21 protein-coding genes and 6 tRNA genes are annotated in these 24,698 nt (G+C 65.2%); 17 read left to right on the forward strand and 10 right to left on the reverse strand.

The features are described from left to right. Nucleotides 1-111 precede the first annotated feature (111 nt). Entirely contained in the window at nucleotides 112-984 is an 873-nt protein-coding gene (locus tag AC1VWL_RS06725; RefSeq protein ID WP_482986194.1) for a type II toxin-antitoxin system RelE/ParE family toxin, read from the reverse strand. 298 nt (nucleotides 985-1,282) lie between these two features. Between AC1VWL_RS06725 and AC1VWL_RS06730 the strand changes: the two genes are divergently transcribed. The 7 genes from AC1VWL_RS06730 to AC1VWL_RS06760 all read left to right on the forward strand — a co-directional run bounded on the left by AC1VWL_RS06730 (nucleotide 1,283) and on the right by AC1VWL_RS06760 (nucleotide 8,716). Continuing rightward, nucleotides 1,283-1,927 carry a histidine phosphatase family protein gene (locus AC1VWL_RS06730; protein WP_282273399.1) on the forward strand — a complete coding sequence of 215 codons (645 nt, stop codon included), beginning with the start codon at nucleotides 1,283-1,285 and terminating at the stop codon, nucleotides 1,925-1,927. Nucleotides 1,928-2,402: 475 nt separating this feature from the next. Continuing rightward, complete coding sequence (gene folC, locus AC1VWL_RS06735; protein ID WP_482986195.1) at nucleotides 2,403-3,677, forward strand: bifunctional tetrahydrofolate synthase/dihydrofolate synthase; 1,275 nt, start codon at nucleotides 2,403-2,405, stop codon at nucleotides 3,675-3,677. A 66-nt stretch (nucleotides 3,678-3,743) separates the two neighbouring features. Next, a complete protein-coding gene (locus AC1VWL_RS06740; protein WP_482986196.1) occupies nucleotides 3,744-4,760 on the forward strand; it encodes an SPOR domain-containing protein in 1,017 nt (338 codons plus the stop codon). A 60-nt stretch (nucleotides 4,761-4,820) separates the two neighbouring features. Next, entirely contained in the window at nucleotides 4,821-5,555 is a 735-nt protein-coding gene (locus tag AC1VWL_RS06745) for a CvpA family protein (RefSeq protein WP_482986197.1), read from the forward strand. Nucleotides 5,556-5,584: 29 nt separating this feature from the next. Further along, on the forward strand, nucleotides 5,585-7,051 hold the full coding sequence (purF, locus tag AC1VWL_RS06750; RefSeq protein ID WP_296251928.1) for an amidophosphoribosyltransferase: 1,467 nt from the start codon (nucleotides 5,585-5,587) through the stop codon (nucleotides 7,049-7,051). Nucleotides 7,052-7,222: 171 nt separating this feature from the next. Further along, the gene (locus AC1VWL_RS06755) at nucleotides 7,223-7,993 is read left to right on the forward strand and encodes a ferritin-like domain-containing protein (RefSeq protein ID WP_482986219.1); all 771 of its coding nucleotides are present in this window, start codon (nucleotides 7,223-7,225) and stop codon (nucleotides 7,991-7,993) included. Nucleotides 7,994-8,257: 264 nt separating this feature from the next. Continuing rightward, nucleotides 8,258-8,716, forward strand: a complete 459-nt coding sequence (locus AC1VWL_RS06760) for a COG3650 family protein (RefSeq protein ID WP_481615346.1) — start codon at nucleotides 8,258-8,260, stop codon at nucleotides 8,714-8,716. Nucleotides 8,717-8,987: 271 nt separating this feature from the next. On the opposite strand, the gene lpxH is transcribed toward AC1VWL_RS06760, so the two are convergent. From lpxH to AC1VWL_RS06800, 8 genes are all read right to left on the reverse strand, one after another. Continuing rightward, entirely contained in the window at nucleotides 8,988-9,728 is a 741-nt protein-coding gene (gene lpxH / locus AC1VWL_RS06765; RefSeq protein WP_282269719.1) for a UDP-2,3-diacylglucosamine diphosphatase, read from the reverse strand. A 20-nt stretch (nucleotides 9,729-9,748) separates the two neighbouring features. Beyond that, entirely contained in the window at nucleotides 9,749-10,291 is a 543-nt protein-coding gene (locus tag AC1VWL_RS06770; RefSeq protein ID WP_481615345.1) for a phosphatase PAP2 family protein, read from the reverse strand. Beyond that, nucleotides 10,272-11,411 carry a glycosyltransferase family 4 protein gene (locus AC1VWL_RS06775; RefSeq protein ID WP_296253294.1) on the reverse strand — a complete coding sequence of 380 codons (1,140 nt, stop codon included), beginning with the start codon at nucleotides 11,409-11,411 and terminating at the stop codon, nucleotides 10,272-10,274. Before AC1VWL_RS06775 ends, AC1VWL_RS06770 begins: the two co-directional genes overlap by 20 nt. A 174-nt stretch (nucleotides 11,412-11,585) precedes the next feature. Beyond that, nucleotides 11,586-13,112, reverse strand: coding sequence for an exopolyphosphatase (gene ppx, locus AC1VWL_RS06780; protein ID WP_282269711.1), 1,527 nt, complete (start codon nucleotides 13,110-13,112; stop codon nucleotides 11,586-11,588). A 178-nt stretch (nucleotides 13,113-13,290) separates the two neighbouring features. Then, a complete protein-coding gene (ppk1, locus tag AC1VWL_RS06785) occupies nucleotides 13,291-15,375 on the reverse strand; it encodes a polyphosphate kinase 1 (protein WP_282269709.1) in 2,085 nt (694 codons plus the stop codon). Continuing rightward, nucleotides 15,372-16,712 (reverse strand): phosphate regulon sensor histidine kinase PhoR, encoded by a 1,341-nt coding sequence (gene phoR, locus AC1VWL_RS06790; RefSeq protein WP_481615343.1) that lies wholly within the window; start codon nucleotides 16,710-16,712, stop codon nucleotides 15,372-15,374. Before phoR ends, ppk1 begins: the two co-directional genes overlap by 4 nt. Before the next feature lie 81 nt (nucleotides 16,713-16,793). Continuing rightward, nucleotides 16,794-17,483, reverse strand: a complete 690-nt coding sequence (phoB, locus tag AC1VWL_RS06795; protein ID WP_282269705.1) for a phosphate regulon transcriptional regulator PhoB — start codon at nucleotides 17,481-17,483, stop codon at nucleotides 16,794-16,796. A 111-nt stretch (nucleotides 17,484-17,594) separates the two neighbouring features. Further along, nucleotides 17,595-19,247, reverse strand: coding sequence for a M48 family metalloprotease (locus AC1VWL_RS06800; protein WP_481615342.1), 1,653 nt, complete (start codon nucleotides 19,245-19,247; stop codon nucleotides 17,595-17,597). Between the two features lie 129 nt (nucleotides 19,248-19,376). Here AC1VWL_RS06800 and grxC point away from each other — a divergent pair, with 129 nt between their 5' ends. The 3 genes from grxC (at nucleotide 19,377) to AC1VWL_RS06815 (ending at nucleotide 21,213) form a co-directional block, all read left to right on the forward strand. Then, nucleotides 19,377-19,688: a glutaredoxin 3 gene (grxC, locus tag AC1VWL_RS06805; protein WP_481513483.1), complete on the forward strand. Its 312-nt coding sequence runs from the start codon at nucleotides 19,377-19,379 to the stop codon at nucleotides 19,686-19,688. Then, a complete protein-coding gene (locus AC1VWL_RS06810) occupies nucleotides 19,685-20,077 on the forward strand; it encodes a carboxymuconolactone decarboxylase family protein (protein ID WP_481546636.1) in 393 nt (130 codons plus the stop codon). The genes grxC and AC1VWL_RS06810 overlap by 4 nt, the downstream gene beginning before the upstream one ends. A 131-nt stretch (nucleotides 20,078-20,208) precedes the next feature. Further along, entirely contained in the window at nucleotides 20,209-21,213 is a 1,005-nt protein-coding gene (locus AC1VWL_RS06815; RefSeq protein ID WP_282269697.1) for an isocitrate dehydrogenase, read from the forward strand. 211 nt (nucleotides 21,214-21,424) lie between these two features. Here the strand turns inward: AC1VWL_RS06815 and AC1VWL_RS06820 are convergent, their stop codons facing one another. Further along, on the reverse strand, nucleotides 21,425-22,186 hold the full coding sequence (locus AC1VWL_RS06820; RefSeq protein WP_482986198.1) for a Bax inhibitor-1/YccA family protein: 762 nt from the start codon (nucleotides 22,184-22,186) through the stop codon (nucleotides 21,425-21,427). 140 nt (nucleotides 22,187-22,326) lie between these two features. On the opposite strand from AC1VWL_RS06820, the gene AC1VWL_RS06825 reads away from it, so the two are divergent. The 7 genes from AC1VWL_RS06825 (at nucleotide 22,327) to tig (ending at nucleotide 24,693) form a co-directional block, all read left to right on the forward strand. Then, nucleotides 22,327-22,403 (forward strand) — tRNA-Pro (locus AC1VWL_RS06825). A gap of 44 nt (nucleotides 22,404-22,447) precedes the next feature. Then, a tRNA-Arg gene (locus tag AC1VWL_RS06830) sits at nucleotides 22,448-22,524 on the forward strand. 35 nt (nucleotides 22,525-22,559) lie between these two features. After that, a tRNA-His gene (locus AC1VWL_RS06835) sits at nucleotides 22,560-22,636 on the forward strand. A 77-nt stretch (nucleotides 22,637-22,713) separates the two neighbouring features. Continuing rightward, nucleotides 22,714-22,789 (forward strand) — tRNA-Lys (locus tag AC1VWL_RS06840). Between the two features lie 112 nt (nucleotides 22,790-22,901). Then, a tRNA-Lys gene (locus AC1VWL_RS06845) sits at nucleotides 22,902-22,977 on the forward strand. Between the two features lie 159 nt (nucleotides 22,978-23,136). Further along, nucleotides 23,137-23,221: transfer RNA gene (locus AC1VWL_RS06850), tRNA-Leu, on the forward strand. A gap of 176 nt (nucleotides 23,222-23,397) precedes the next feature. Further along, nucleotides 23,398-24,693: a trigger factor gene (tig, locus tag AC1VWL_RS06855; RefSeq protein WP_282270920.1), complete on the forward strand. Its 1,296-nt coding sequence runs from the start codon at nucleotides 23,398-23,400 to the stop codon at nucleotides 24,691-24,693. The last annotated feature ends 5 nt before the right edge of the window (nucleotides 24,694-24,698 follow it).

Here is a 24,698-nt window from a genome sequence, read left to right on the forward strand (position 1 = left end):
GCTGAGGCTCTACCGATGAAGCCTCTGCCGAGCATGGCTCGGCACTACAGCGGGGCTCTACCGGGAAAGCCCTTGCCGAGCATGGCTCGGCACTACCCATCTTCGTTCGGCTCAGCGGTACGGCCCGGGCCCGCGCCACAGCAGTTCGCCGTAGCGGTAGACGTACATCACGATGACGAACTGGCGCGCATCGCCGATGTCCTGCAGCTCGGGTGAACCGGCCTGCAGCATGCGGCACTTGCTGGAGCCACGGCGCAGCGCGACCTCGGCGGGGCAGACCATCAAATACGTGGTACCAGGCAGCGGAATCGACAATTCCTTCTTGCCATTGACCTCCTTGGCCCCGTCCATCCATGCGCGCAGCTTCTCCTCGCTGAGCAGGTCATAGACGATCTGGTAGCCGCCCACTTCCATGGCCGGTGCTCCGGCACTGCGATCGACGCTCCTGCCGCTGTCATTGCCCTGGCCGGCAGAGCGACCGTAATCATCCTGCGCGGTGGTCCTGTCCAGCGAGCCGGGCGGGCGTCCTGTCCAGGTCTGCGGACGCCTCGGCACGGTTTCCGACGGGCTGGCCGCGGCTGCCGGCGCGGCCGGGGTCTGGGCCAGTTCCTGGGTCTTGGTTTCTTCCTGTTCCGGCTCGCTCGGCGGTTCGATATAGCGGGCTTCCGGTACCGGCTTGCGTTCCTCGCTGCGTCGCTGCGTGGTCGGCTTGGGTTGTGAACGCGTGGTCTTGTTGGGCTTGTCCTTTGGCGGCACCTTGCTCTGTTCCGTGGACGGCGGCGCCTCGCCGACGAAATCGACCTTGGTGCGGCCGCCGCCGGAGGAGCCCTGAGGCGAGGAAACCACTGGCGGATTGGAGTAGAGCAGGAGCAACAACATCAGCACATGCAGCACAGCCGTGACCAGCACCGCGACCCAGCGGTCGCGACGTTCATGCCAGAGCTTGAGTTTGAACTGCTTGGGAGAACTGGGGGTGTTGGTCATGCCGCGTTCTGGGGCCTTGAAGTTGCTGCCCTCGTGCGGAAGTCACACCGTGCCACCGATAGGGAACCGGCATGGTAACGCCTGCGCCCGGCGCGCAACCGTGCCGTCGGTGCTGTTGCCGGGTATCGGGGCAGTCTGGTCTTGCGGCTTCGGCAAACCGTGGGTACAGCGAGGACAGGTGCTGGTGCCGGATCCGTATCGAAGGTAACCGTGGACGGTATCGGCGCATGGCCGGGCTATGATGCCCCTCCCGCCGCGGACAGCTGGCGGGGACCCCCATCACAATGGAAACAGCTGCATGCGCATCCTGCTTGCCCGTCACGGCGAAACGCCGTGGAACGCCGAAGGCCGCTACCAGGGCCAGATCGACATTCCCCTCTCGCCGGTGGGTGAGGCCCAGGCAAAAGCCCTGGGTGAGCGGTTGGCCGATGTGCAGATCACCCGCGCCGTGGCCTCACCGCTGAGCCGTGCGCAGGCCACCGCCAAGGCCGCATTGGGCAGCGCACGCGAATCCATGTTGCTGACCGAGCCGGACCTGCAGGAAATCGCCCACGGTGAGTGGGAAGGCCTGCTCGCCAGCGAGATTGATGAAAAAGACCCGGCGCGCCTGCGTGCCTGGCGCGAGGAACCCGATACCGTGCTGATGCCCGGTGGTGAGTCGCTGCGCCAGGTGCTGGACCGCAGCTGGCGCGGCCTGACCGCCGCCGCCGAAGGCCTGGGTGACGACGACACTCTGCTGGTGGTCGCTCATGACGCGGTCAATCGAGTGATCCTGTGCCGGATCCTCGGCCTGCCGATCTCCAAGCTGTGGAGCTTCCGCCAGGCCCCGACCACGCTGAACCTGCTGGAAGGCCCGGACGTCGAGCACCTGGAAGTGGTACGCCTGAACGACTGCGCCCACCACACCCCGTTCTTCGGCGAAGCCAAGCACCGCGCGCTGTAAGGCACAGCAGGGCCGCCGTTGCCCCCTCCCTTTCGCGTAGCGAAGGGGAGGGCTGGGGAGGGGTTGGCTTTACCGCTTCTGATCCTGCAGTGGCTTCGCGGCTGACGCCGCTCCTGCAACGCTCGGGCTGATGGCTTGCTGGTGAAGCCCCTGCCGAGCATGGCTCGGCTCTACGCGGCTTCCCTTTGCTGCAGTTGCCCCCTCCCTTTCGCGTAGCGAAGGGGAGGGCTGGGGAGGGGTTGGCTCTTAGCTGGCTGAGGCCGCGGGGGCTCCGCGCCTTTTGAGCGGTGCCTTGGTGGGCTGAGGCTCTACCGGTGAAGCCCCTGCCGAGCATGGCTCGGCACTACCCGTCCCGGTATGACATGGCGGCAAGCTTGGCGGCCACGTGCAGCCGCCGCTGTATCATGGGCACCATTCCCGCGCGCAACGCGCAGCCGGCTTCCAGTGCCGGCCCATGATCCCGAGAGTCTTCCGCATGTCTTCCGCCCGTCCCGCCACGCTTGAACAGTGGCTCGCCCATATCGAACAGCAGCACCCGCAAGCCATCGCAATGGGCTTGGAGCGCGTGCGCGAGGTTGCCCAGCGCATGCAGTTGGGGCGGCCGGCGGAGCACTGCATCGTGGTTGGCGGCACCAATGGCAAGGGCTCGACCGTGGCCTTCATCGAGTCCATTGCCCGCGCGGCGGAGTGGAAGGTAGGTGCCTATACCTCGCCGCACCTGCTCCGCTACAACGAGCGCGTGCGCATCGATGGCAAGGATGTGGATGACGCCAGCCTGGTGGCCGGCTTCAATGCAGTCGAAGACGCCCGTGGCGACACCGCGTTGACCTATTTCGAATACGGCACCTTGTGCGCGCTGTGGCTGTTCCAGCAGGCCGGCCTGGACTTGGCCGTGCTTGAAGTCGGCCTCGGTGGACGGCTGGACGCAGTCAACATCATCGACGCCGATGTGGCGGTGATCACCACCGTCGATATCGACCACGCCGATTGGCTGGGCGCTGACCGCGAAGCCATCGGCCAGGAGAAGGCCGGCATCATCCGCGGCTGGAAGCCGCTGATCCTCGGCGAGATCGATCCGCCCTCCAGCGTGCTGCGTCGCGCCTACGTGCTCGGTGCCAATGCGATCCGCTTCGGCAGCGACTTCTTCGCCGAGGACATTGATGGCGAACTGTGGCGCTGGCGTGATGTCTCGTTCCGCCTGGAACTGCCGCAGCCGGCATTGTGGGCGCCTATCCAGCGCAACAATGCCGCCACCGCGGTCGCTGCGCTGCGCGCCCTGGACAAGCCGGTGCCGCGCACGGCGTGGGCGCAGGGCATTGCCGATGCGCATGTCGCCGGGCGCCTGCAGCGCTTCCAGCGCGGTGATGTGGAGGTGTTGCTGGATGTCGGCCACAACCCGCAGGCTGCTGCTGCGCTGGCCGCGGCATTGAAGGCCCAACCGGTGCAGGGGCGCACGCTGGCCGTGTATGCCGCGCTGGCCGACAAGGACGCGGTGGGAGTGGTCGAAGCCCTGCAGTCGCAGGTCGATGGCTGGTTCCTGGCCGGGCTGGAAGGGGCGCGCGGGCAGACCGCCGCACACCTGCGCGAACGCCTGGTGCAGACCCATGCCGCCGAGGCCGGCTTGTCCGCCAACGTCAGCGCGGCGCTGGACGCTGCATTGGCCCAGGCCAGGGCAGGCGACCGGGTGCTGGTGTTCGGCTCCTTCCATACGGTGGCCGAGGCGCTGCCGGTACTCCGTTCAGCTGACTAAGACGTTGCCGCGCGTGCCCCGCATATAATCACCGGGGCACTCCGCCGCGCCGCGCATACGCCAATTGTGGAAACTCCTCTGAAACAGCGACTGATTGGTGCCATCGTTCTGGTGGCGCTTGCCGTGATCTTCCTGCCGATGCTGGTCAAAGGGCCTGCACCGGACAGTGGCGTACAGGACGTGCCGCTCAGCGCGCCTGCAGCACCGGCCGAAGGCCAGTTCGAGACCCGTGAACTGCCGCTGGTTGCGCCGGGTGCACCGGCGGGTGGTGCCTTGGGCATGCCGGCCGCGCAACCGGAAACCGGCGTGGCCGCCGCCGTCGAGCCGCCGGCCAATGGCCTGCCGCCGGCGACCGCCGCTGGCAACTACGCGGTCAATTTTGGTGCCTACGGCAGCGAGGCCGACGCCGATGCGGTGATCGCGCACCTGAAGAAGTCCAATCTGCCGGGCTTCCGCCAGGCCGACACCATCAATGGTCGCCAGGCTTGGCGTGTGCGCATCGGCCCGTATGCCGATCGTGCCCAGGCTGAGCTGGTGCGGCTGGAAGCGGGCAAGGTCCGCAATGACGTGAACGCGCAGGTGGTGGTGCTCAACGCCACTGCCGAGAACGCTGTCGCTGCACCGACCGCTGCCGCCATACCGGCTACCAGCAGCACCCCTGTGGCCGCCTCGAATACTGCGCCGGTGCGCACCGAGGCCTTGCCGCCGGAGCCGGCCAAGCCGGTCGTGGCAGCGCCCAAACCGGCAGCGCCCAAGCCGGAAGCACCGAAGCCTGAACCGGCCAAGCCGGTAGCGGCAACCCCGGCCAAGCCGGCGGTTACCACCCCGGCTGCACCGGCCGCCAGCGGCGTGGGTTTCGCCGTGCAGTTGGGTGCCTTCGGCCAGGCCGCCGATGCCAATGCGCTGCGTGATCGCGCGCGTGCCGCCGGCTTCAGTGCGTTTGTTGAACAGGTGCGTACCGATAACGGCGTGCTCAACCGTGTCCGTGTTGGCCCCGTTGCCAGTCGCGAGCAGGCCGAACAGCTCAAGGCGCAGGTCGCGGCCAAGGTCGGCATTGCCGGCATGGTCCGCCCGCATCCTTGATGCGGCGTTGCGTCCCGTCGAGCAGTCGCGCAGTGCTGCGCCTCACGTGCGGGGTCTGCGGTGATTGATCTGCTGTTGTTGGCGCTGGTCGGTGTGTCGGCCCTGTTCGGACTGATGCGCGGCCTGTTGGCGACCGTGCTCGGTGTAGTGAACTGGCTGTTGGCCGCTGCGGCCGCGTTCTACTACGGTGAGCGCGCTGCCCTGCTGCTGGCCGATCAAGGCCAGCCCAGCACTGGCGAATACATCGGCGGCTATCTGCTGGTATTCATCGGCGTGTTGCTGGCGGCGACCCTGGTCGGGCGCCTGCTGCGTGGCGTGGTCGATGCCACGGTGCTGCTGAAATGGCCGGATCGGCTGCTGGGCCTGGCGTTGGGCGTGGTGCGCGGGGGGCTGTTCGCGGTGCTGGCGGTACTGCTGCTGGGTTTCACCTCGATGCCTCAGGAGCCGGGTTGGCGCCAGTCCAGTGTGGTGCCGTGGCTGCAGCCGATGGCTGGCTGGATGCGTGAAAAGCTGCCGCAGCCACCTGAATCGCCGGCAATGGCGCTGATGGACTTGGGTAAGTCGGTGTTGGCAGGCGATAATGGCGGACCGAACGAAGCAGATGCGGGCAGTGGCTTGCTACCGGCGCCGTTGGAAGGGACGCGTTTTGATCCCCGCCAGCGCAGTGCAGAGCAAGGCCGAGCTGACCCGGCGGGGGCGTTGCCCTCCAACATCGATCCGGCGCAGGTGCGCCCGGGTCAACTCAAGCCGATACGGGTTGAGCCTCAAGGCCAGGCACGGCCACCTTCACGTTAACGGGCATCGCCCAGCGGAGATCGCGCAACATGTGTGGCATCGTCGGAATCGTCGGCAACCAGAACGTCGCCGGGCAGCTTTATGACGGCCTGACCGTCCTCCAACACCGTGGCCAGGATGCGGCCGGTATCGCCACCGCTGACGGCACCCGCCTGCGGGTGGAAAAGGCCAACGGCCTGGTCCGTGATGTTTTCGACGAGCGCCGCATGGCGCTGCTGCAGGGCCGCATCGGCATCGCCCATGTGCGCTACCCGACTGCAGGTTCGGAAGGCACCGACGAGGCGCAGCCGTTCTACGTCAACTCGCCGTACGGCATCGCGCTGGCGCACAACGGCAACCTGATCAATACCGAGGCGCTGCGTCGCCAGGTGTTCGAGGCCGACCGCCGCAACATCAATACCGATTCGGACAGCGAAGTGCTGTTGAACGTGTTCGCCTACGAGTTGGACGCACAGCGCATGCTGACCCCGGAAGCGGCGATCCGCGCCGTGGCCGGCGTGCACCGTCGTTGCAAGGGCGGCTATGCGGTGGTCAGCGTGGTGCTGGGCCTGGGCCTGGTGGCCTTCCGTGACCCGCACGGCATCCGTCCGCTGGTGCTGGGCAAGCGCAACCATGCCGAAGGCGTCGAGTACGCCGTGGCCTCCGAATCGGTGGCGCTGGATGTGCTCGGCTTCGAGCGCATGCGCGATGTGGCGCCGGGCGAAGCGGTGGTGATCACCGAGCGCGGCGAGCTGTTCACCGAGATCTGCGCGACCAACACCCAGCAGACGCCGTGCATCTTCGAGTACGTGTATTTCGCACGCCCGGACTCGATGATGGACAACGTGTCGGTGCACAAGGCGCGCATGCGCATGGGCCAGAAGCTGGGCGAGAAGATCCTGCGCCTGCGTCCGGACCATGACATCGACACCATCATCCCGATCCCGGACACCTCGCGCGATGCCGCGCTGGAGATGTCCAACGTGCTCGGCGTGAAGTACCGCGAAGGCTTCGTAAAGAACCGCTACGTCGGCCGCACCTTCATCATGCCGGGGCAGGGTGAGCGGGTGAAGTCCGTGCGCCGCAAGCTCAACCCCATCCATCTGGAATTCCGCAACCGCGTGGTGCTGCTGGTCGATGACTCCATCGTGCGCGGCACCACCAGCCAGCAGATCGTGCAGATGGCGCGCGATGCCGGCGCACGCAAGGTCTACCTGGCCAGCGCCGCGCCGCCGGTGCGTTTCCCGAACATCTACGGCATCGACATGCCGGCGGCCGAAGAACTGGTCGCGCACAACCGCAGCGTCGAGGAAATCGAGAAGCACCTGGGCTGCGACTGGCTGGTCTACCAGGACCTGGAAGACCTGGAAGTCGCCGTGCGTGAAGGCAACCCGGAGCTGAAGGAATTCGATTCGTCCTGCTTCAACGGCGAATACGTCACCGGCATCGAGCCGGGTTACTTCGAGCGCATCCAGCAACTGCGTTCGGACGAAGCCAAGACCCAGCGCCGCGCCTGATCTGAAAGCCCCTCTCCCTGCGGGAGGAGGGTTGGGGCGAGGGCAGAACGAAGCAGCAATGTGCGAGCACCCATGAACCGGCAACAAGCACAGCCTGCAGCTGCAGACACAAGCTACCTATCACCGCCCGAAGCAGCCGACTTCTCCCTGCTCGACGCCGCCTGCATCTGCATGGCCGCCGTCGACCCGCTTGAGAAAGTCGCACTTACCCAGCACTACGCCGCGCGCTATCGCGCAGGCACATTGAAGCTGCCGGCAGAAGCGCCACAGCCCGACCCCATCCGCGCGCCGGGCCGCCCGCCGCAACTGGTGCTGGTGCATCCGCGCGACCTGCCACGTCGTGGCCTGGGTTCGGTGGATGGACGCGCCGCCTTCATCCACGCCATCGCCCATATCGAACTCAATGCCATCGACCTGGCCTGGGATGCGGTGTATCGCTTCCGCGGCCTGCCGGGCAGTTTCTACGCCGATTGGGTGAGCTGTGCCGATGATGAGTCGCGCCACTTCGTATTGCTGCGTGATCGTCTGTTGGCACATAGCCACGACTACGCCGATTTCCCCGCCCATAACGGCCTGTGGGAAATGTGCGAGAAGACCGCGCACGACGGCTTGGCACGCATGGCCCTGGTGCCGCGGGTACTGGAAGCGCGCGGTCTGGATGTGACACCGGCGATGATCAGCAAGCTGCGTTCGCTGGGCGATGCAACGACTGCCGACGTGCTGGAGGTGATCCTGCGCGAAGAGGTGGCCCACGTCGCTGCCGGCACGCGCTGGTACCACTGGTATTGCGCGCGCGTTGGTGTCGAGCCACGCAAGCGGTTCAAGGAGCTGCTGGGCGAATACGCCGGTGGCTATCTGCGCGGGCCCTTCAATCTGGAAGCGCGCTTGTTGGCCGGTTTCGATGAAGACGAACTGGACTATCTGGTTGAACAAGCCGGTTGAATGCCGCGCGCGGTGACCCAGGCCGCCGCGTCATTGGCGGCGCCTGTTCCCGTCGGCATGGCAGGGCGCAACGATGAATGATTCCCGCAACTCGGGCCGTGTCCGATTGACGGCCAGCTTGCCTGCATTCCACCATCGGCGTGGCAGATGCGGCTTTCCGTATCCCTGTCTTTCACGGGTTGATGCAAGGGCATGCGCCAACATCAGGTCGAGTCGCATGTCACGGTGTCCTCGATCGGCAACGATGCAATCAAGGAGAAAACGATGAAGCAGATTCTTACGCTGGCCGCGCTGGCCGTGGCATTGTCGGCGTGCAACGGACCCAAGCCTGCGGCTGATTCCAGCGCCACGGCGCCGGCTCCGGCTGCGCCTGTCGCAGCGGCTGAAGCAGCCGCTGCCAAGGATGATTTCCCGGTCATCGTGCAGGCCTCCGGCACCGAGCCGTTCTGGGGTGTACGCGTGGACGGTGCCAAGCTCGATTACAGCACCCCGGAAACCCAGGCCAGCCCGCTGCATCTGGAAGGCAGCCGCGCGCTGCAGGATGGCTTGCTGGTAGTGCAGGGCGGGGAAGGGAAGGAAGCCTTCCGGCTGACCGTGCAGCGTGCCGAGTGCTCGGACGGCATGTCCGACCTGAAACACCCGTTCACCGCTGAATTCGTGCTGGGCAAGGACACCTTCAAGGGCTGCGCCCGCGACCCGTCGGTGCCTGTCGAGGCACCCTGATCCCACGTGTTTGTAGGAGCGGCGTCAGCCGCGAAGCCACAAAAGCAAATGCCGTCAGACAGGTCTGCAATTGCAGGCATGCCTGGCGGCTTTTTTGTGCCAGCTTCGCGGCTCACACCGCTCCCAAAAAACATATGGCCGAGCCTTGTAGGAGCGGCGTCAGCCGCGAAGCCGCAAATGCAAGAACCGCCAGAAAGGTCTGCGATTGCAGCCAACTCTGGCGGTTCTCTTTGCTCCAGCTTCGCGGCTTACGCCGCTCCTACAAGCAGCGTCAGCCCAATGCTTCCAAGCGGAAGCCATCCGCATCCACACGCAACACCGAACCCTGCTCGTACCAGTCACCCAGCACGATGCGGGTGAAGCTGTGCTCGCCTGCGTTCACGGTATGGATCGCGGGGCGATGGGTGTGACCGTGGATCATCGTGTCCACGCCGTAGCGCTGGAAGGTGGCAACCACCTCGGCGGCTGCGACATCGGTGACGGTTTCAAACGTCGCCTTGTCGTCCTGCTTCATTTCCGATTGATGCGCCTGGCTGGCGGCACGGGCTTTCTGCGCGAAGGCCACGCGTGCTTCCAGCGACTGCGACAGGAACTGGGCGATGAAGGCCGGGTTGCGGGTCTGTGCGCGGAAGGCCTGATAGGCGACGTCATCGGTGCACAGCAGGTCGCCGTGCTGCAGCAGCACTGGCTTGCCGTAGAGCTCGATCACCGAGGGATCCGGCAGGATGCGCATGCCGGCGCGCGCGGCATAGTCGTTGCCCAGCAGGAAGTCGCGGTTGCCGCGGATGAAGTACACCGGCACACCGGCGTCGCTGACTTCACGCAGCGCCAGCGCGACCGCATCGGCGGCGCTGGAAGGCGTGTCATCGCCGATCCAGGCTTCGAACAGGTCGCCCAGGATGTACAGCGCCTCAGCCTGCCGCGCTTCGCCGCGCAGGAAGTCGAGGAACAGCTCAGTGATGGCTGGACGGCTGGGGTCCAGGTGCAGGTCGGAGATGAACAGCGTTGTCATGCCCGCATTGTAGAGCCTGATCAGCCTGCGAGCAGCGGCAACAGCTGCAGCGAGCCCGCGCCCAGCAGCACCCCGATGACGGTGGCAGCCAATACATCGCTGGGGTAATGCAAGCCCAGTACCACCCGCGACAGCGCTACACCGACGGTGAAGGGCAGCAGCAACGGGGCCAGCCAGGGATAGTAGGCCAGCGCCACCACGGTGAAGGACACCGCATGCAGGGTGTGGCCGGACGGGAAGCTGTATTCATCCAGCGGTGCCACCCAGGCGCGGATGCGCAGGTCTGCGGCAAATGGGCGCGGGCGCCGGGTCCAGCGCTTGAGCAGCTTGTACAGGGTCAGCGCCAGCACGCCGGTGGCAGCCATGTGCGCCGAGGCCTGCAGGCCATCCAGGCCATCGGCCAACACCAGCGCGCCCATCAACATGTACCAGAACACGCCATCGCCGAGCCGGCTCAGCACCGAGAACAGGCGGCGGATGCCTCGGCGGCGGCCGTAGCGATTTGCGCGGCGGCACCAGCGTGCCTCGCGCGCGGCGATTCCTTCAGGCGGCAGCAATCGCATGGCAGCGTCTCCGGGAGGCCAGTTCGCTGAGCAGTGCTTCGAATTCGGCGACCACCCGCTCCGGGTGCAGGCGCTGCATCGCGCGGCTGGCATTAGCACCAAGCGTGGTGCGCATTTCGTCATCATTGGCCAGCTGCACGGCGGCGGCGATGAAGTTCTCGTCGTTGTCGACCGCAACGCCGCTGTGTCCACTTTGCAGGTGTTCGCGGGCCGCGCCGTAGTTGAAGGCCACCGTCGCCACGCCGCTGGCCATGGCTTCCAGGGTGACGTTGCCGAAGGTTTCGCTGCGGCTGGCGAACAGGAACAGGTCGCCGCTGGCGAAATGCCGTGCCAATGCCTCGCCGCGTTGCACACCGCAGAAAATGAAGTCCGGATTCTGCTCGGCCAGCTTCTCGCGCATCGGGCCGTCGCCGACCCAGACAAAGCGTGCCTTCGGCCGGTGTTGTTGGATGCGGCGGAATGCCTTGATGGCCAAGCCCAGATTCTTCTCCGCGGCGATGCGGCCGACGTAGATCACCGCAAAGCCTTCGCCTTCGATGCCCCAGTCGGCGCGCAGGGCAGCATCGCGCTTGTTTGGGTCGAACTGACTGCCATCCACCGCGCGCGCGAGCAACCGCGCTCGGGAGAAACCGTTGTCCAGAAGGAACTGCTGCAACTCGCGGGTGGGAACCAAGGTGGCTTCTGCCTGATTGTGAAAGCGCCGCATCCAGCGCAGTGCAGTGCCCTGCAACCAGGCAGCGCCATAGTCGGGCAGGTATTCGTCAAAACGTGTGTGCAGGCCTGAAGCGACCGGGATACCGAGCCGCCGCGCGGTGCGCATGGCCGACCATCCCAACGGGCCTTCCGTGGCCACGTAGATCGCGTCCGGACGTTGTTGTTGCCATTGCCGGGCCAGCCGCAACGGTGCCGGCAGGCCGAAACGCAGGCCGGGATAACGCGGCAGGCCTGCGCCGCGCACGAGCATCTCGTGGGCGCCGCCGGCGCCTTCCTGCTGCTGGCGCGGGCGTACGACATCGACGTCGTGGCCGCGGCTGCGCAGGCCGTGTTCCAGTCCCTGCACGGTCAAGGCAACGCCATTGACCTCTGGCGGATAGGTCTCGGTGACGATCGCAAAGCGCATGGCTGGCTCCCGGTTTTTGGCGAGGATGCGCGTAGCCGATGAAGCACCTGTTACTGTGATCTGACCGCTTTATGACGGCCATGGATGACGAAAACCACGGCATGCGAAGGGCCGTGGTTTTGTCTGTCGCGCGTGGGCGTGGACGCCCGCATCAGTGGTGTGAGCGGGTGCCGCTCACGCCACGAACGGGCGGAAGCTGAAACCCAGCCCGGTCATGCCTTCTGCCTCGCCGACCAGATCCGCGCGCAGCAGCGGGCGGGCGTCGATGTAGTCCTTGGACAGGATCAGCGACAGGGCATTGCCGTCTACGGACAGCTCCAGGGTCGGGATCGGGTCGGACTCGTGGGCGCGGTGCAGCAGTACCGCCAGCCGCAGTATTGCCGCCGTGCGTTTGGCCGGCAGCAACAGGCGCTCGGGCAGGGCCTCGAAGGCGCTCTTGGGGATGCCGCGGCGATGGGTGCGGATCAGCGCGGCCAGCATCTGCTGCTCTTGCCGCGAGAAGCCGGCGATGTCCGAGTGCTCGATCACGTAGCTGCCGTGGGTGTGGTATCCGCTGTGCGCGATCATCAAACCGAGCTCGTGCAGGCGTGCGGCCCAGCCCAGCATGCGGGCATCGTCGACATCCAGCTTCCAGGCGTCGGATACCTGTTCGAACAAGCGCTGCGCGGTGGCTTCCACCCGCTGCGCCTGGGCTTCGTCAATGGCGTAACGCTGGGTCAGCGCGGCCACCGACTCGTCACGCGGATCGTTGTCGTTGGCGCGACCCATGATGTCGTAGAGGATGCCTTCGCGCATTGCTGCCTTGCTGACCAGCAGCTTCTGCAGGCCCAGCGCCTGGAAGGCGGCTTCCAGCACCAGCACGCCGCCGGCGATGATCGGGCGGCGCTCGTTGGACAGCGTCGGCAGTTCGATCTCGTTGATGTTCTTGGCGCGCAGCAGTTCCTCGCGCAGCTGCGGAAGCGCTTCAGCGGTGATCGCGCCCTTGCTCAGCTTCATTGCCGCGCAGATCTCGCTGATCGCCTTGTGCGTGCCGGACGAGCCCAGAGCTTCCTGCCAGCCCAATGCCTTGTACTTGTTGGCGAAAGGCTGGAACTCGGCGCCGATCTCGGTGAGTGCGTCCTTCCAGCGCTTCTTGCTCAGCTTGCCGCCGGGGAAGAAGCGCCTGGTGCTGGCAATGCAGCCGGCCTGCAGGCTTTCGCGTTCCAGCGTCTGCATGCCCTGGCCGATGATGAACTCGGTGGAGCCGCCGCCGATGTCGATCACCAACCGGTGCTGGTCTGGCTTGGGTGGTTGCGCATGGGCGACGCCGAGGTAGATCAGGCGCGCTTCTTCGCGGCCGCTGACCACTTCAATGGCGTGGCCGAGCGCGGTTTCCGCCGGCATCAGGAACGACAACGGCGAGCGCAGCTGGCGCACGGTATTGGTGGCCAGTGCACGCACGCGGTAGGGCGGGATGTTGCGGATGCGCTGGCCGAAGCGGGCCAGGCATTCCAGCGCGCGCTGGCGGGCTTCGGGCGACAGGCCACCCTTGCCATCCAGGCCGTCGGCCATGCGCACGGTTTCGCGCAGGCGGTCCACCACCCGTAGCTGCCCGAGCAGGTAGCGCGCGATGACCATGTGGAAACTGTTGGAACCCAGGTCGATGGCGGCCAGCAGGTCGCCGTCCTGCAGGGGCGGTGGGGTCAGGGAAGACTGGGGCATGACGGAATGGTAGCGGATGAAGTAACCAGGGACATAGATGTGGGATCCGGGAACCAGTGGCGACGCGGTCTGCGACAGGTGGCCCAGACGCTAACGGTCGCCCACGTAGGAACCAGTGAAAGCGGGCGGATGCCCGCTGTTGCACTGGTTCCTGTCACTTGTTCCCGGTAGCTGCTGGTTACAGCCCTTCCATCAATGCCTGCTGCGCCGAATGTGGCGGCTGGCCAGGCGCGGGCGTGCTCTTGATGTAGCGGCCGTCTTCCTGCAGGTCCCAGGCATTGAGGTTGTCGTCCAGGTAGTTCTGCAGCACTTCGCGGTAGATGCGCCGGGACAGATCGGTATCCAGGATCGGGAAGCAGGTTTCCACGCGTCGCAGCAGGTTGCGCTCCAGCCAGTCGGCGCTGGCGCAGTACAGCTCGGGCGCGCCGTTGTTGCCGAACCAGTAGACGCGACTGTGTTCGAGGAAGCGCCCAACAATCGAACGCACGCGGATGTTGTCCGATACGCCTTCCACGCCGGGGCGCAGGGTGCAGGCGCCGCGCACGATCAGGTCAATCTGCACGCCAGCCTGCGAGGCTGCGTACAGGGCGCGGATCACCTGCGCCTCGTTGAGGGCGTTCATCTTGGCGATGATGCGTGCCGGCTTGCCCTCCAATGCCAGCTTGGTCTCGCGCTCGATGCGCTTGATCAGGCCAGTGTGCAGGGTGAAGGGCGATTGCAGCAGGCACTTGAGCTTCATCTTCGGGGCCAGCCCGGAGAGCTGCTGGAACAGCAGGTGCACATCGTTGCCAATGTCGGCGTCGGCAGTGATCAGGCTCAGGTCGGTATACGCGCGGGCGGTGCCGCTGTGGTAGTTGCCGGTGCCCAGGTGCACGTAGCGGCGCAGCTTGCGGCCCTCGCGGCGCACGATCAGCAGCATCTTGGCGTGGGTCTTGTAGCCGACCACGCCGTAGACGACCTGCACGCCGGCATCCTGCAGGCGGTCAGCCAGGCCGAGGTTGGCTTCTTCATCGAAGCGCGCGCGCAGTTCGACCACGACGGTGACGTCCTTGCCGTTGCGCGCGGCCAGGATCAGCGCCTCGACGATGCCCGAGTCCTTGCCGGTGCGGTACAACGTCTGCTTGATCGCCAGTACGTTGGGATCGACCGCGGCCTCGCGGATCAGCTCCAGCACGGTGCTGAAGGAATCAAACGGATGGTGCAGCAGTACGTCGCCCTGTGCGGCGGTCTCGAAGATGCCCTCGGGCGACTTGAACACGCGCGGGGTCATCGGCGGGTACTTCAGGTCCGCGCGCTGCAACAGGTCATACACCTGGATGACGCGGTTGAGGTTGACCGGGCCATCGATGCGGTAGGCCGCGTTTTCGGACAGGCCGAAATTCTGCAGCAGGGTCTGCATGATGGGCTTGGGACAGTCGTGGGCGATCTCCAGGCGTACCGCCGGGCGATAGCCGCGGTCGACCAGCTCATCGCGCAGCGCCAGCGCCAGGTTCTCCACTTCTTCCTCGTCCACCACCAGTTCGGAGTTGCGGGTGACGCGGAACTGGTAGGCGCCCTGCACATCCATGCCCGGGAACAGCTCGTCGACGAAGGCCGACAACACCGCCGACAGCAGCACGAAGTTCTGTGGGCCGCCCAGCGACTCGGGCAGCTGGATGATGCGCGGCAGTGAACGCGGTGCACGCACCAGTGCCAGATGGCCGGCGCGACCGAAGGCGTCGGTGCCCTTCAGCACGACGACGATGTTCAGCGACTTGTTGAGGATCTTCGGGAACGGGTGCGACGGGTCCAGGCCGAGCGGCGACAGCACCGGCATGATCTCGTTGCGGAAGTAGGCGCGCAGCCAACGGCGTTGGCGCGGGGTCCAGGTCTTGTTGGCGAGGATGCCGACGCCGGCCTCGCCCAGGGCCGGACGCAGCACCTGGTTCCAGCAGCGGTACTGCTGGTCCACCAGTTCGGCGGCGCGGTCATGGATGGCGTTGAGGATGGCCTGTGGGCTCATCCCGTCCGGTGCTGGTGGCAGGCCGAATTCCTGCGCATGGCGTACCGCCGCGGCGCGGATCTCGAAGAACTCGTCCAGGTTGGTGCAGGAGATGCACAGGAAGCGCAGCCGCTCCAGCAATGGCACCTGCTCATCCATCGCCTGGGCCAGCACGCGGAAGTTGAAATCCAGCTGTGACAGTTCCCGGTTGATGTACAGCGACGGATCACGCAGGGGATCGGTGCCGACAGCGGGCGTGGCGGGGGGCGGAGGAGGAGTCATGCCGGAAAGTCTTCCATGGACAAGGGCGAGGGGGATGCATTGCGCGGGCGTACATGCTCGGCGTCGAAGTGGCAGGCAAAGGTGCTGCCCTGGCCGACTTCGCTGCGGATTTCCAGGCGTGCCTGGTGCAGGCCAAGAATGTGTTTGACGATGGACAGGCCCAGCCCGGTGCCGCCGCTTTCGCGCGAACGGCTGCTGGAAACACGGTAGAAGCGCTCGGTCAGGCGCGGCAGGTGATTGGCCGGGATGCCATAACCGGTGTCGGTGACCGCCAGTACCGCGCCATTGCCCTCGCGGCTGAAGGTCAAGGTGATGCGGCCACCGGCCGGGGTGTAGCGCACGGCATTGGTCAGCAGGTTGGAGAAGGCGCTGTGCAGTTCCTTGTTCGAGCCTGCCAGATCCACCCCGGCCAGGTCCTCGACGACAATGGTGTGGCGGCCCTGGCTGTGTGCTTCGGCTTCGCGCCGTAGCGATGCCAGCATCGAGGTCATGCCCACCGTTTCCAGCTCGGTATGTTGCTGGGATTCCAGCCGTGACAGGGTCAACAGGTCTTCGACCAGCTGCGCCATGCGCTGCGATTGCTTGCGCATCTCCGACAGCATCGGCCCGGTATCGGGGAAATCCTCCGGGTCCATCATGTCCAGGTAGCCGTGTACCACGGTCAGCGGCGTGCGCAGCTCGTGCGAGACATTGGCAACAAAGTCGCGGCGCACCTGTTCCAGGTGCAGCAGCTTGGTCACGTCACGCGCGACCAGCAGCCAATGGTGATCCGAGTAGGGGATCAGGCGCATATGCAGGCGGATGGCCGGATCGACCGGCGAATTCGCATCCAGGATCGGTTCGGCATTGCGGCCACCGGCCAGCCAATGGGCCAACGGCAGCGGCTGCAGGCGGGGCACCAGCGCAGCCTCCATGTCGGCCGGATGCTGCAGGCCGAGCAGGGCAGTCGCGGCTTCGTTGAACCACTGCACGCGCTGGGTGTTGCGGTCGACCACCACCACCGCATCGGGCAGCGCGGCGGCGGCGGCGCGGTAGCTGCGCAGCATTTCGACCAGACGGCGCTTGCGCGCGCGCATTTCCTGCTGGTTGCGTGACAGCAGGCGGTCCAGCTCGTTCCAGACGCCCACGCCTTGCGGCGTGTCCCAGCGCTGGCGGGCGGTCAGCCGCAACAGCAACTGGCGCAGGCGCCAGTAGTGCCAGGTCAGGATTGCCATGGCGGTGATCGCCACGCTCAGGGCGGGATGGCCCAGCAACGCCCCCAGCCCCCATGCCAGCAACAACAACGCGGCCACGGTGGCCAGCGTCTTCAACCAGGCAGATCGGAATTGGCGGGGCATTGCGCTCTCGGTGGTACTGGGTGGATCCGTCGGGGGTGTCCCGGGTTATAGCATCGCCTGCGACCGCGTGGCCGCCGCGGTTCAGGTGGCGGCGGAGAAGCGATAGCCGGCGCCGCGCACGGTCTGCACCATGTTCTCGGCACCAAAGGGTTCCAGCGTCTTGCGCAGGCGGCGGATATGCACGTCGATGGTGCGTTCTTCCACATACACGCTGCCGCCCCAGACATGGTCGAGCAGCTGCGAGCGGGTGTAGACGCGCTCCGGGTGGGTCATGAAGAAATGCAGCAGGCGGTATTCGGTGGGACCGATCGGCACCGGTACATCGCCGGCGAAGACGCGGTGGGCGGCGCCATCGATGCGGATGTTGCCAACGCCGACGCTGCCGTCTTCGTCATCGTCGCGGGTGCGACGCATCACTGCACGGATGCGTGCCAGCAGTTCGCGCGCCGAGAACGGCTTGACCACATAGTCGTCGACGCCGGCTTCCAGGCCGCCGACGCGATCATTTTCTTCACCGCGTGCGGTGAGCATGATGATCGGCACATCGCGGGTGAGGACTTCCTTGCGCCAGCGGCGGGCGAGTTCCAGGCCGCTGGTGCCGGGCAGCATCCAGTCCAGCAGGATCATGTCCGGTACCCGGTCGGCAATGGCGGTCTGCGCTTCGAGTGCGTCGCCGGCATGGACCGGGTCGTACTCACCCTTGCGCAGGGCGAAGGCGACCATGTCACGGATCGCGGGTTCGTCATCGACAATCAGGATACGTTTCTGCACGTGGCGCCTACCGGAATGCCCATCAATAAGGGATGTGCTCAGTAGACTACGGTTTGATGACGGGTTTGTGACATTGGTGGAGGCTAAACCCCGGAAATGTCGCTGGCAGGTTCACTTTCGTGACATTTCCGGGTCCTGCACGCCGAGCCGGCGCATTTCCAGCACAGTCGGCATGATCGACTCGATGCGGGCATCCACCCGTGCGCGGCTCACGTAGTCCAGCCCGGGTTGCTTGAGCAGGGCCTGGAATTGGATCAACGCCTGTTCCGGCCGTCCATTCAGGTACGCAGCCTCGGCATACCCCTCGCTGGCGCGGGTGCTGTCGCCGGCCAGTTCGCTGGCGCGGGCGAAGGTGGCCTGGAACACCGGGTCGTCGCTGGAACGGGCCAGCAGTGGCCGCAGCATGGCCTGCGCGCGCTGGCCGGCGGCGACGCCACCCTGCTCATTGAGCACCTGCGCATAGGTCAGGGCCACCGGGCGGCTCTGTGGCAGGCGCTTGAGCAGGGCATCGAAGCGCTGGTTGGCGTCTTCATGGCGACCGCTGCGTGATTCGGCCTCGCCCACGGCCAGGTTGATCCACAGGTTGCCCGGGTATTCCTGCAGCAGCTGCAGCAGCTCCGGCAGGGCCTGGGCAACGCCGCCGGCGCCGCCGTCACGCAGCCTGGCGATGGCCACGCCATAGCGTTGCGCGTCGGTGAGGCCATTCTTCTGGCTGCGTTTGAGGCCTTCGTATTCGCGCACCAGTTCCGACGGGGTTGGCGCACTGAGCACGCGCAGGCGTTCGCGGGCCCAGTCGAACTGGCCGGTGGCGCCACGTGGCAGGCTGTTGTCGGGCAGGGACAGCTGCAGGCCGGCTGGCAGCAGCGGATTGCCGCCACCCAGCGGGCTGCTGGTATCGGGCACTGACGGATTGACCCGCTCCTGCAGGACCCCGGTCGGGGTCTGGGTGGTCAACAGGACAGTGTCCTTCTTCATCTGCTCGGCGCGCGCCTTGGCTTCGCTGATGCGGGTGATGTTGACCGGGTGGGTACGCAGGAAATCCGGCGTGGAATAGCCGCCTTCGTTGCCGCGCATCGCTGCCGACATGCGCTCGAAGAAGCCGGCCATGGCGTCCACGTCATAGCCGCTGCGGGCCAGGGTGCGGATGCCGAGGCGGTCGGCCTCCGACTCGTTGGAGCGGGTGAAGTTGATCTGGCGCTGCTGCATCAGCCCCATGCCGGAGGTGATCGCGGCCATGGTGGCGTCGCCGGAGGAGTTGCCGCCGGCCTGCTGCGCGGCGACCACCGCCGCCAGCATGCCGAGCAGGATCGGGATCTGGTCGCGCTGGGCACGTTCCACCCCGCGCAGCACATGCTGCTGGGTGACGTGGGCGATTTCGTGCGACAGCACCGCGGCCACCTCGTCCTCGCGCTCGGCGGTCAGGACCAGGCCGGCGTTCATGCCGATGTAGCCGCCCAATGTGGCAAACGCATTGATCTGCCGGTCCTTCATCATGAAGAACGTGTACTTCTGCTGCGGCTGGGCACTGTTGGAGCCAAGCCGGGTGCCCATGGTCGTGAGCCAGTCGGCCACCAGCGGGTCGTCCAGCAGGTAGCCGTAGTTGCGCAGTTCGCGCAGCATCATGCCGCCGTACTCCGCCTGCCGTGCCGGGGTCAGCAGCTCGCCCGCCGACGAACCGATATCGGGCAGTTTGCTTTCATCGGCACGGGACAGCGGGGTGGCCAGGGCCAGCGTTATGGCGGTGGCAAGCAGCAGGTTGCGCAAGCGGTGACTCCGGGTAGTGGCAAGGCGGAGGATGACGGGGAAGCGGGGTGCGGGTGTGAAGCACAGGTTAACCCGCTGTGTTCTGTCGGTGGCATCGTTAATCCGCGCGACCGGTACCATATATAGACAATGTTTCCACCCAGGAGTTTCGTTGTGACAACCTCATCCAGCACCGGTGCGCCGGAGATCACCATCTACTCCACCGCCGTCTGCCCGTATTGCGTAGCGGCCAAGAATTTCCTGAAGAGCAAGAACCAGTCCTGGACCGAGGTCCGGATTGATCTTGACCCGGCCGCGCGCGAGAAGATGATGACGCTGACCAAGCGCACCAGCGTGCCGCAGATCTTCGTCGGCGACGTTCATGTGGGCGGCTACGACGACATGATCGCGCTGCACCGCGAAGGCAAGCTGGAGCCGCTGCTGGCCGGGCAGGGCGCATGAGCGCGGACAACGAAAAGGACCGCCTGGCCGAATTCACCGAATTCCGCCAGCGCATGAACCAGCGCATCCTGGCCGAGCCCAACCAGGTGGTGCGGCGCTTCTTCGCGCTCGATACCCAGACCTACCAGGCCGGCGCGCTGGATGTGAAGACCAAGGAGCTGCTGGGCCTGGTCGCCTCGATGGTGCTGCGCTGCGATGACTGCATCAGCTACCACGTGGCCCAGTGCAAGGAGGCCGGGGTCAGCCGCGAGGAATTCTTCGAGACCTTCTCGGTCGGCCTGGTGGTGGGTGGTTCCATCGTCATCCCGCACCTGCGGCGGGCGGTGGATTTCCTCGACCAACTGGAGAACGGGGAGGCCGCGGCGCCGGCCGGGCACGAGCACAGCTGAACCCCAGACCTTCGTCCAGTTGGGGCTGGCGCGGCTGATCAGGCATAATTGACAGTTGAAACCTTTTCAATCGCGCCGGGTTCCGGGCAGCCGGATGGCGCATTCCTCCTCCCTGTTCGGAATACCTAGAAATGACGCAGACAATCACCGTCATCCGCGGCGATGGCATCGGCCCGGAAATCATGGACGCCACCCTGTTCGTGCTGGACAAGCTGGGCGCTGGCCTGAGCTATGAGTTCGCCGACGCCGGCCTGGCCGCGCTGGAAAAGCATGGTGAGCTGATCCCGGCTTCCACCCTGGAGTCGATCAAGAAGAACAAGGTCGCCCTGAAGAGCCCGCTGACCACGCCGGTCGGTGGCGGTTTCAGCTCGATCAACGTTGCCCTGCGTCGCCAGTTCGACCTGTACGCCAACGTGCGCCCGGCCATCTCGTTCCCGAACACCAAGTCGCGCTACGAGAACATCAACATGATCACGGTGCGTGAGAACACCGAAGGCGCCTACCTGGCCGAAGGCCAGGAAGTGTCGGCCGACGGCGAGACCGCGTTCTCCGGCACCCGCATCACCCGCAAGGGCTCCGAGCGCATCGTGCGCTACGCCTTCGAGCTGGCCAAGAGCACCGGCCGCAAGAAGGTCACCGCCGTGCACAAGGCCAACATCATCAAGTCGACCTCGGGCCTGTTCCTGGACGTGGCGCGCGAAGTCGCCGCTAAGTACCCGGAGATCGAGTTCCAGGAAATGATCGTCGACAACGCCTGCATGCAGCTGGTGATGCGTCCGGAGCAGTTCGACATCATCGTCACCACCAACCTGTTCGGCGACATCATCTCCGACCTGTGTGCTGGTCTGGTCGGCGGCCTGGGCCTGGCCCCGGGTGCCAACATCGGCGTTGATGCGGCCATCTTCGAAGCCGTGCACGGCACCGCTCCGGATATCGCCGGTCAGGGCAAGGCCAACCCGGTCGCCCTGCTGCTGGGCGCTGCACAGATGCTGGACCATGTCGGTCAGCCGGAAAACGCCGAGCGCCTGCGCAAGGCCATCGTTGCCACGATGGAAGCCAAGGATTCGCTGACCGGCGACCTGGGCGGCAACGGCTCCACCATGGGCTTCGCCCAGGCCATCGCCAGCCGCCTCTGATTGCAGCTGCGGTAGCTACTGGTACAGAAACGGAGCGCGAAAGCGCTCCGTTTTTGTTGATGTAGTGCCGAGCCATGCTCGGCAGGTTTTCTATCGGTAACGCCATTGCCGCGGATGGTTTGCTAGCGGACACCCCAAGGCCCCGCTTGGCTCGGCACTACAAAACAAAGGGCGCCCATTGGGCGCCCTTCGCAAACAACCTGCAGCAACCTCAGTTGCGCGACTGCAGCTTCGACAGCAGGCGCAGGAACTCGATGTACAGCCACACCAGGGTGACCATCAGACCAAACGCGCCGTACCACTCCATGTACTTCGGTGCGCCGGCTTCCACGCCGCTTTCGATGAAGTCGAAATCCAGCACCAGGTTCAGTGCGGCGATCACCACCACGAACAGGCTGAAGCCGATGCCGATCAGGCCGGACTCATGGATGAAGGGGATGTTGATGTTGAACAGGCCCAGCACGATCGTCGCCAGGTACACCAGGGCGATGCCGCCGGTAGCGGCGACCACGCCCAGCTTGAAGTTCTCGGTGGCCTTGATCAGACCGCTGCGGTAGGCGAACAGCAGCGCGAACAAGGTGCCGAACGTGAGGATCACCGCCTGGAACACGATGCCGTTGAAGCGTGCTTCGTAGATGGCCGAGATCGAACCCAGGAACAGGCCTTCCGCCAGTGCGTACAGTGGCGCGCTGACCGGTGCCCAGGTCTTCTTGAAGATGGTCACCATCGAGAGGATGAAGCCGACGATCAGGCCGCCCCACATGTAGAGTTTGGCGGCAGGCAGCAGCTCGCCGCTGTCACTGAGGGTGCCGTTCCATGCGAACGCGGCAGTCAGTGCGGCCAGCAGCAACAGGATGCCGGTCTTGTTGACGGTGCCGTTGATGCTCATCGCATCGGCGCCGCGCGACACCACGCTGCCGCTGCCAAGGTCGAGGAAGGTTGTATCGGAAAGGGCAGGGTTGCCGCTGCGCATGCAATGCTCCGTTGCTATGAAATGGGCGGGAATCGAACGCCAGCATACCCAATTCAAACAAAATGAAATTTACCGTTGACAGGTAGGCGCGTTTTTCCCACAATAGCCGACCTTTCCGGGGCATTGGAAGGATTCACCGCCGGGGTATAGCGCAGTCTGGTAGCGCGCCTGCTTTGGGAGCAGGATGTCGGGGGTTCGAATCCCTCTACCCCGACCATCCAACGCACCAAGCGCGTGTTGGAGTGCGACAATCCGGTCAGAGCGCCCGTAGCTCAACTGGATAGAGCACCGGCCTTCTAAGCCGGCGGTTACAGGTTCGATTCCTGTCGGGCGCGCCATCAGGTGCAAGCGGTAGGTAAGCAAGGTTTCAGTGGTGGCTGTAGCTCAGTTGGTTAGAGTACCGGATTGTGATTCCGGTGGTCGGGGGTTCGAATCCCCTCAGCCACCCCACTGTTTCAAGGCTTCGGAGTGAAATCCGGGCTTGCAATAAAAGTCGGATTGGGGCATTATTCGCCTCCTGATTTTCAGGGCTGTTAGCTCAGTTGGTAGAGCAGTTGACTCTTAATCAATAGGTCCAAGGTTCGAATCCTTGACAGCCCACCAAATCAAGAAAGCCGTTGGAGCGATCCAGCGGCTTTCTCTTTTTATGTAAGCCCGGTGTTTTGGGCGGGTGCATGAAACACGCTTGTAGTGTAGAATTCACCTCGAAGTTTCAGGGCTGTTAGCTCAGTTGGTAGAGCAGTTGACTCTTAATCAATAGGTCCAAGGTTCGAATCCTTGACAGCCCACCAAATCAAGAAGCCGCTGGAGAAATCTGGCGGCTTTTTTCTTAGCCAGGGCGGCATGCCGCCCGGTCATTGTTCAGGCGCTCATTGTTGGAGCGATGCGCAGGCGGGGCTGGCTTCCGCTTTGCGGGCGCTCCTGCAACAATGCTGCGCTGGGTCAGTATTGCGAAAGTGGCGGAATTGGTAGACGCCCTGGATTTAGGTTCCAGTGCCGCAAGGCGTGGGGGTTCGAGTCCCCCCTTTCGCACCAGTCAGTGGTGTTCTCCGCCCGCTGCGGGCCTTTTCAGACAACCTGTATGGGTCTGCCCGCTGGCGGCCACGGGCGATATCGGCCAAACTAAAGGGCTGCGGTGCATAACCGCGCCCTACAACCGTTTCATCCATCACATCGAACCGGGGCGGTTGCCGCCGGTGGCAGGAGTCAACATGCAAGCTTCGATCGAATCCACCGGCAATCTGGAACGCCGCCTGAGCTTCTCGCTGCCGGAAGAGCGTCTGCAGGGGCATATCAGCGGCCGTCTGGGCGAAATCGCGCGCACCGCGCGCATCAAGGGTTTCCGTCCGGGCAAGGTGCCGGCCAAGGTGATCGAACAGCGTTTTGGCCCGCAGGTGCGCGCCGAGGCGCTGGACGGCCTGCTGCGCGAGACCTTTGACGCCGCCCTGCGCCAGCACGAGCTGCGCATTGCCGGTAACCCGCGCATCGACAAGGCTGGCGAAGGCGAGTTCGACTTCGTTGCCACCGTTGAGCTGATCCCGGACTTCGGCGACGTCGACGTCACCAAGCTGACCGTCGTGCGCCACACCGCCGAAATCAGCGATGCCGACATCGACCAGATGATCGAGAACCTGCGTGCCCAGCGTCGCACCTGGAAGCCGGTTGCACGCGGCGCCCAGGAAGGCGATCTGGTCGGCCTGGAAACCTGGTCGCAGGCTGGCGACGAGCGTCTGCCGGCTGAGGGTGTCGAGAAGGGCACCATCATCATCGGCCAGGGCATGATGTTCGAGCAGATCGAAAAGGGCCTGGTCGGCCTGGCCAAGGGTGAAGAAAAGACCCTGGACGTCGAGTTCCCGGCTGACTGGCGCGTGCCGGCACTGGCGGGCAAGACCGTGCAGGTCACCGTCAAGGCCGTTGAAGTCTCCGAGCAGGACATGCCGGAAGTCGACACCGCCTTCATCAAGAGCTTCGGCGTGAAGAACGGCGACGTGGAGCAGTTCCGCGCCGACATCCGTTCCAACCTGGAGCGCGAGCTCAAGGGCGCGCTGATGAACCGCCTGCGCCGCGAAGTGGGCGAGCAGCTGATTGCCGCCTATTCCTCGGTCGAGCTGCCGCCGCGCCTGGTCGAGGGTGAAGCCCGCTCGATGCTGGCCCAGCAGATCGATGCCATCCGTCGCCAGGGCGGCAACCCGGGCGAAGTGCCGGCCGATGCCCACGAAGGCTTCAAGGACGCCGCTTCCAAGCGCGTGCTGGTCGGCCTGCTGGTTGGTGAAGTGGCCCGCAAGAACGAGCTGCGCCTGGACCCGAAGCGCCTGAACGAAACCATGCGCCTGATCGCTTCGACCTACGAAGAGCCGGAGCAGGTCATTGAGATGTACCGCAATGATCCCCAGCTTATGTCGGGTCTGCAGAACCGTGTGATGGAAGAGCAGGTCATCGACTGGATCGCCGAGCGTGCCCAGCACACCGAGCAGGCCTTGACGTTCCAGGAAGCCATCCGCCAGTAAGCTGG

Source organism: Stenotrophomonas sp. STEN063 (assembly GCF_056854515.1).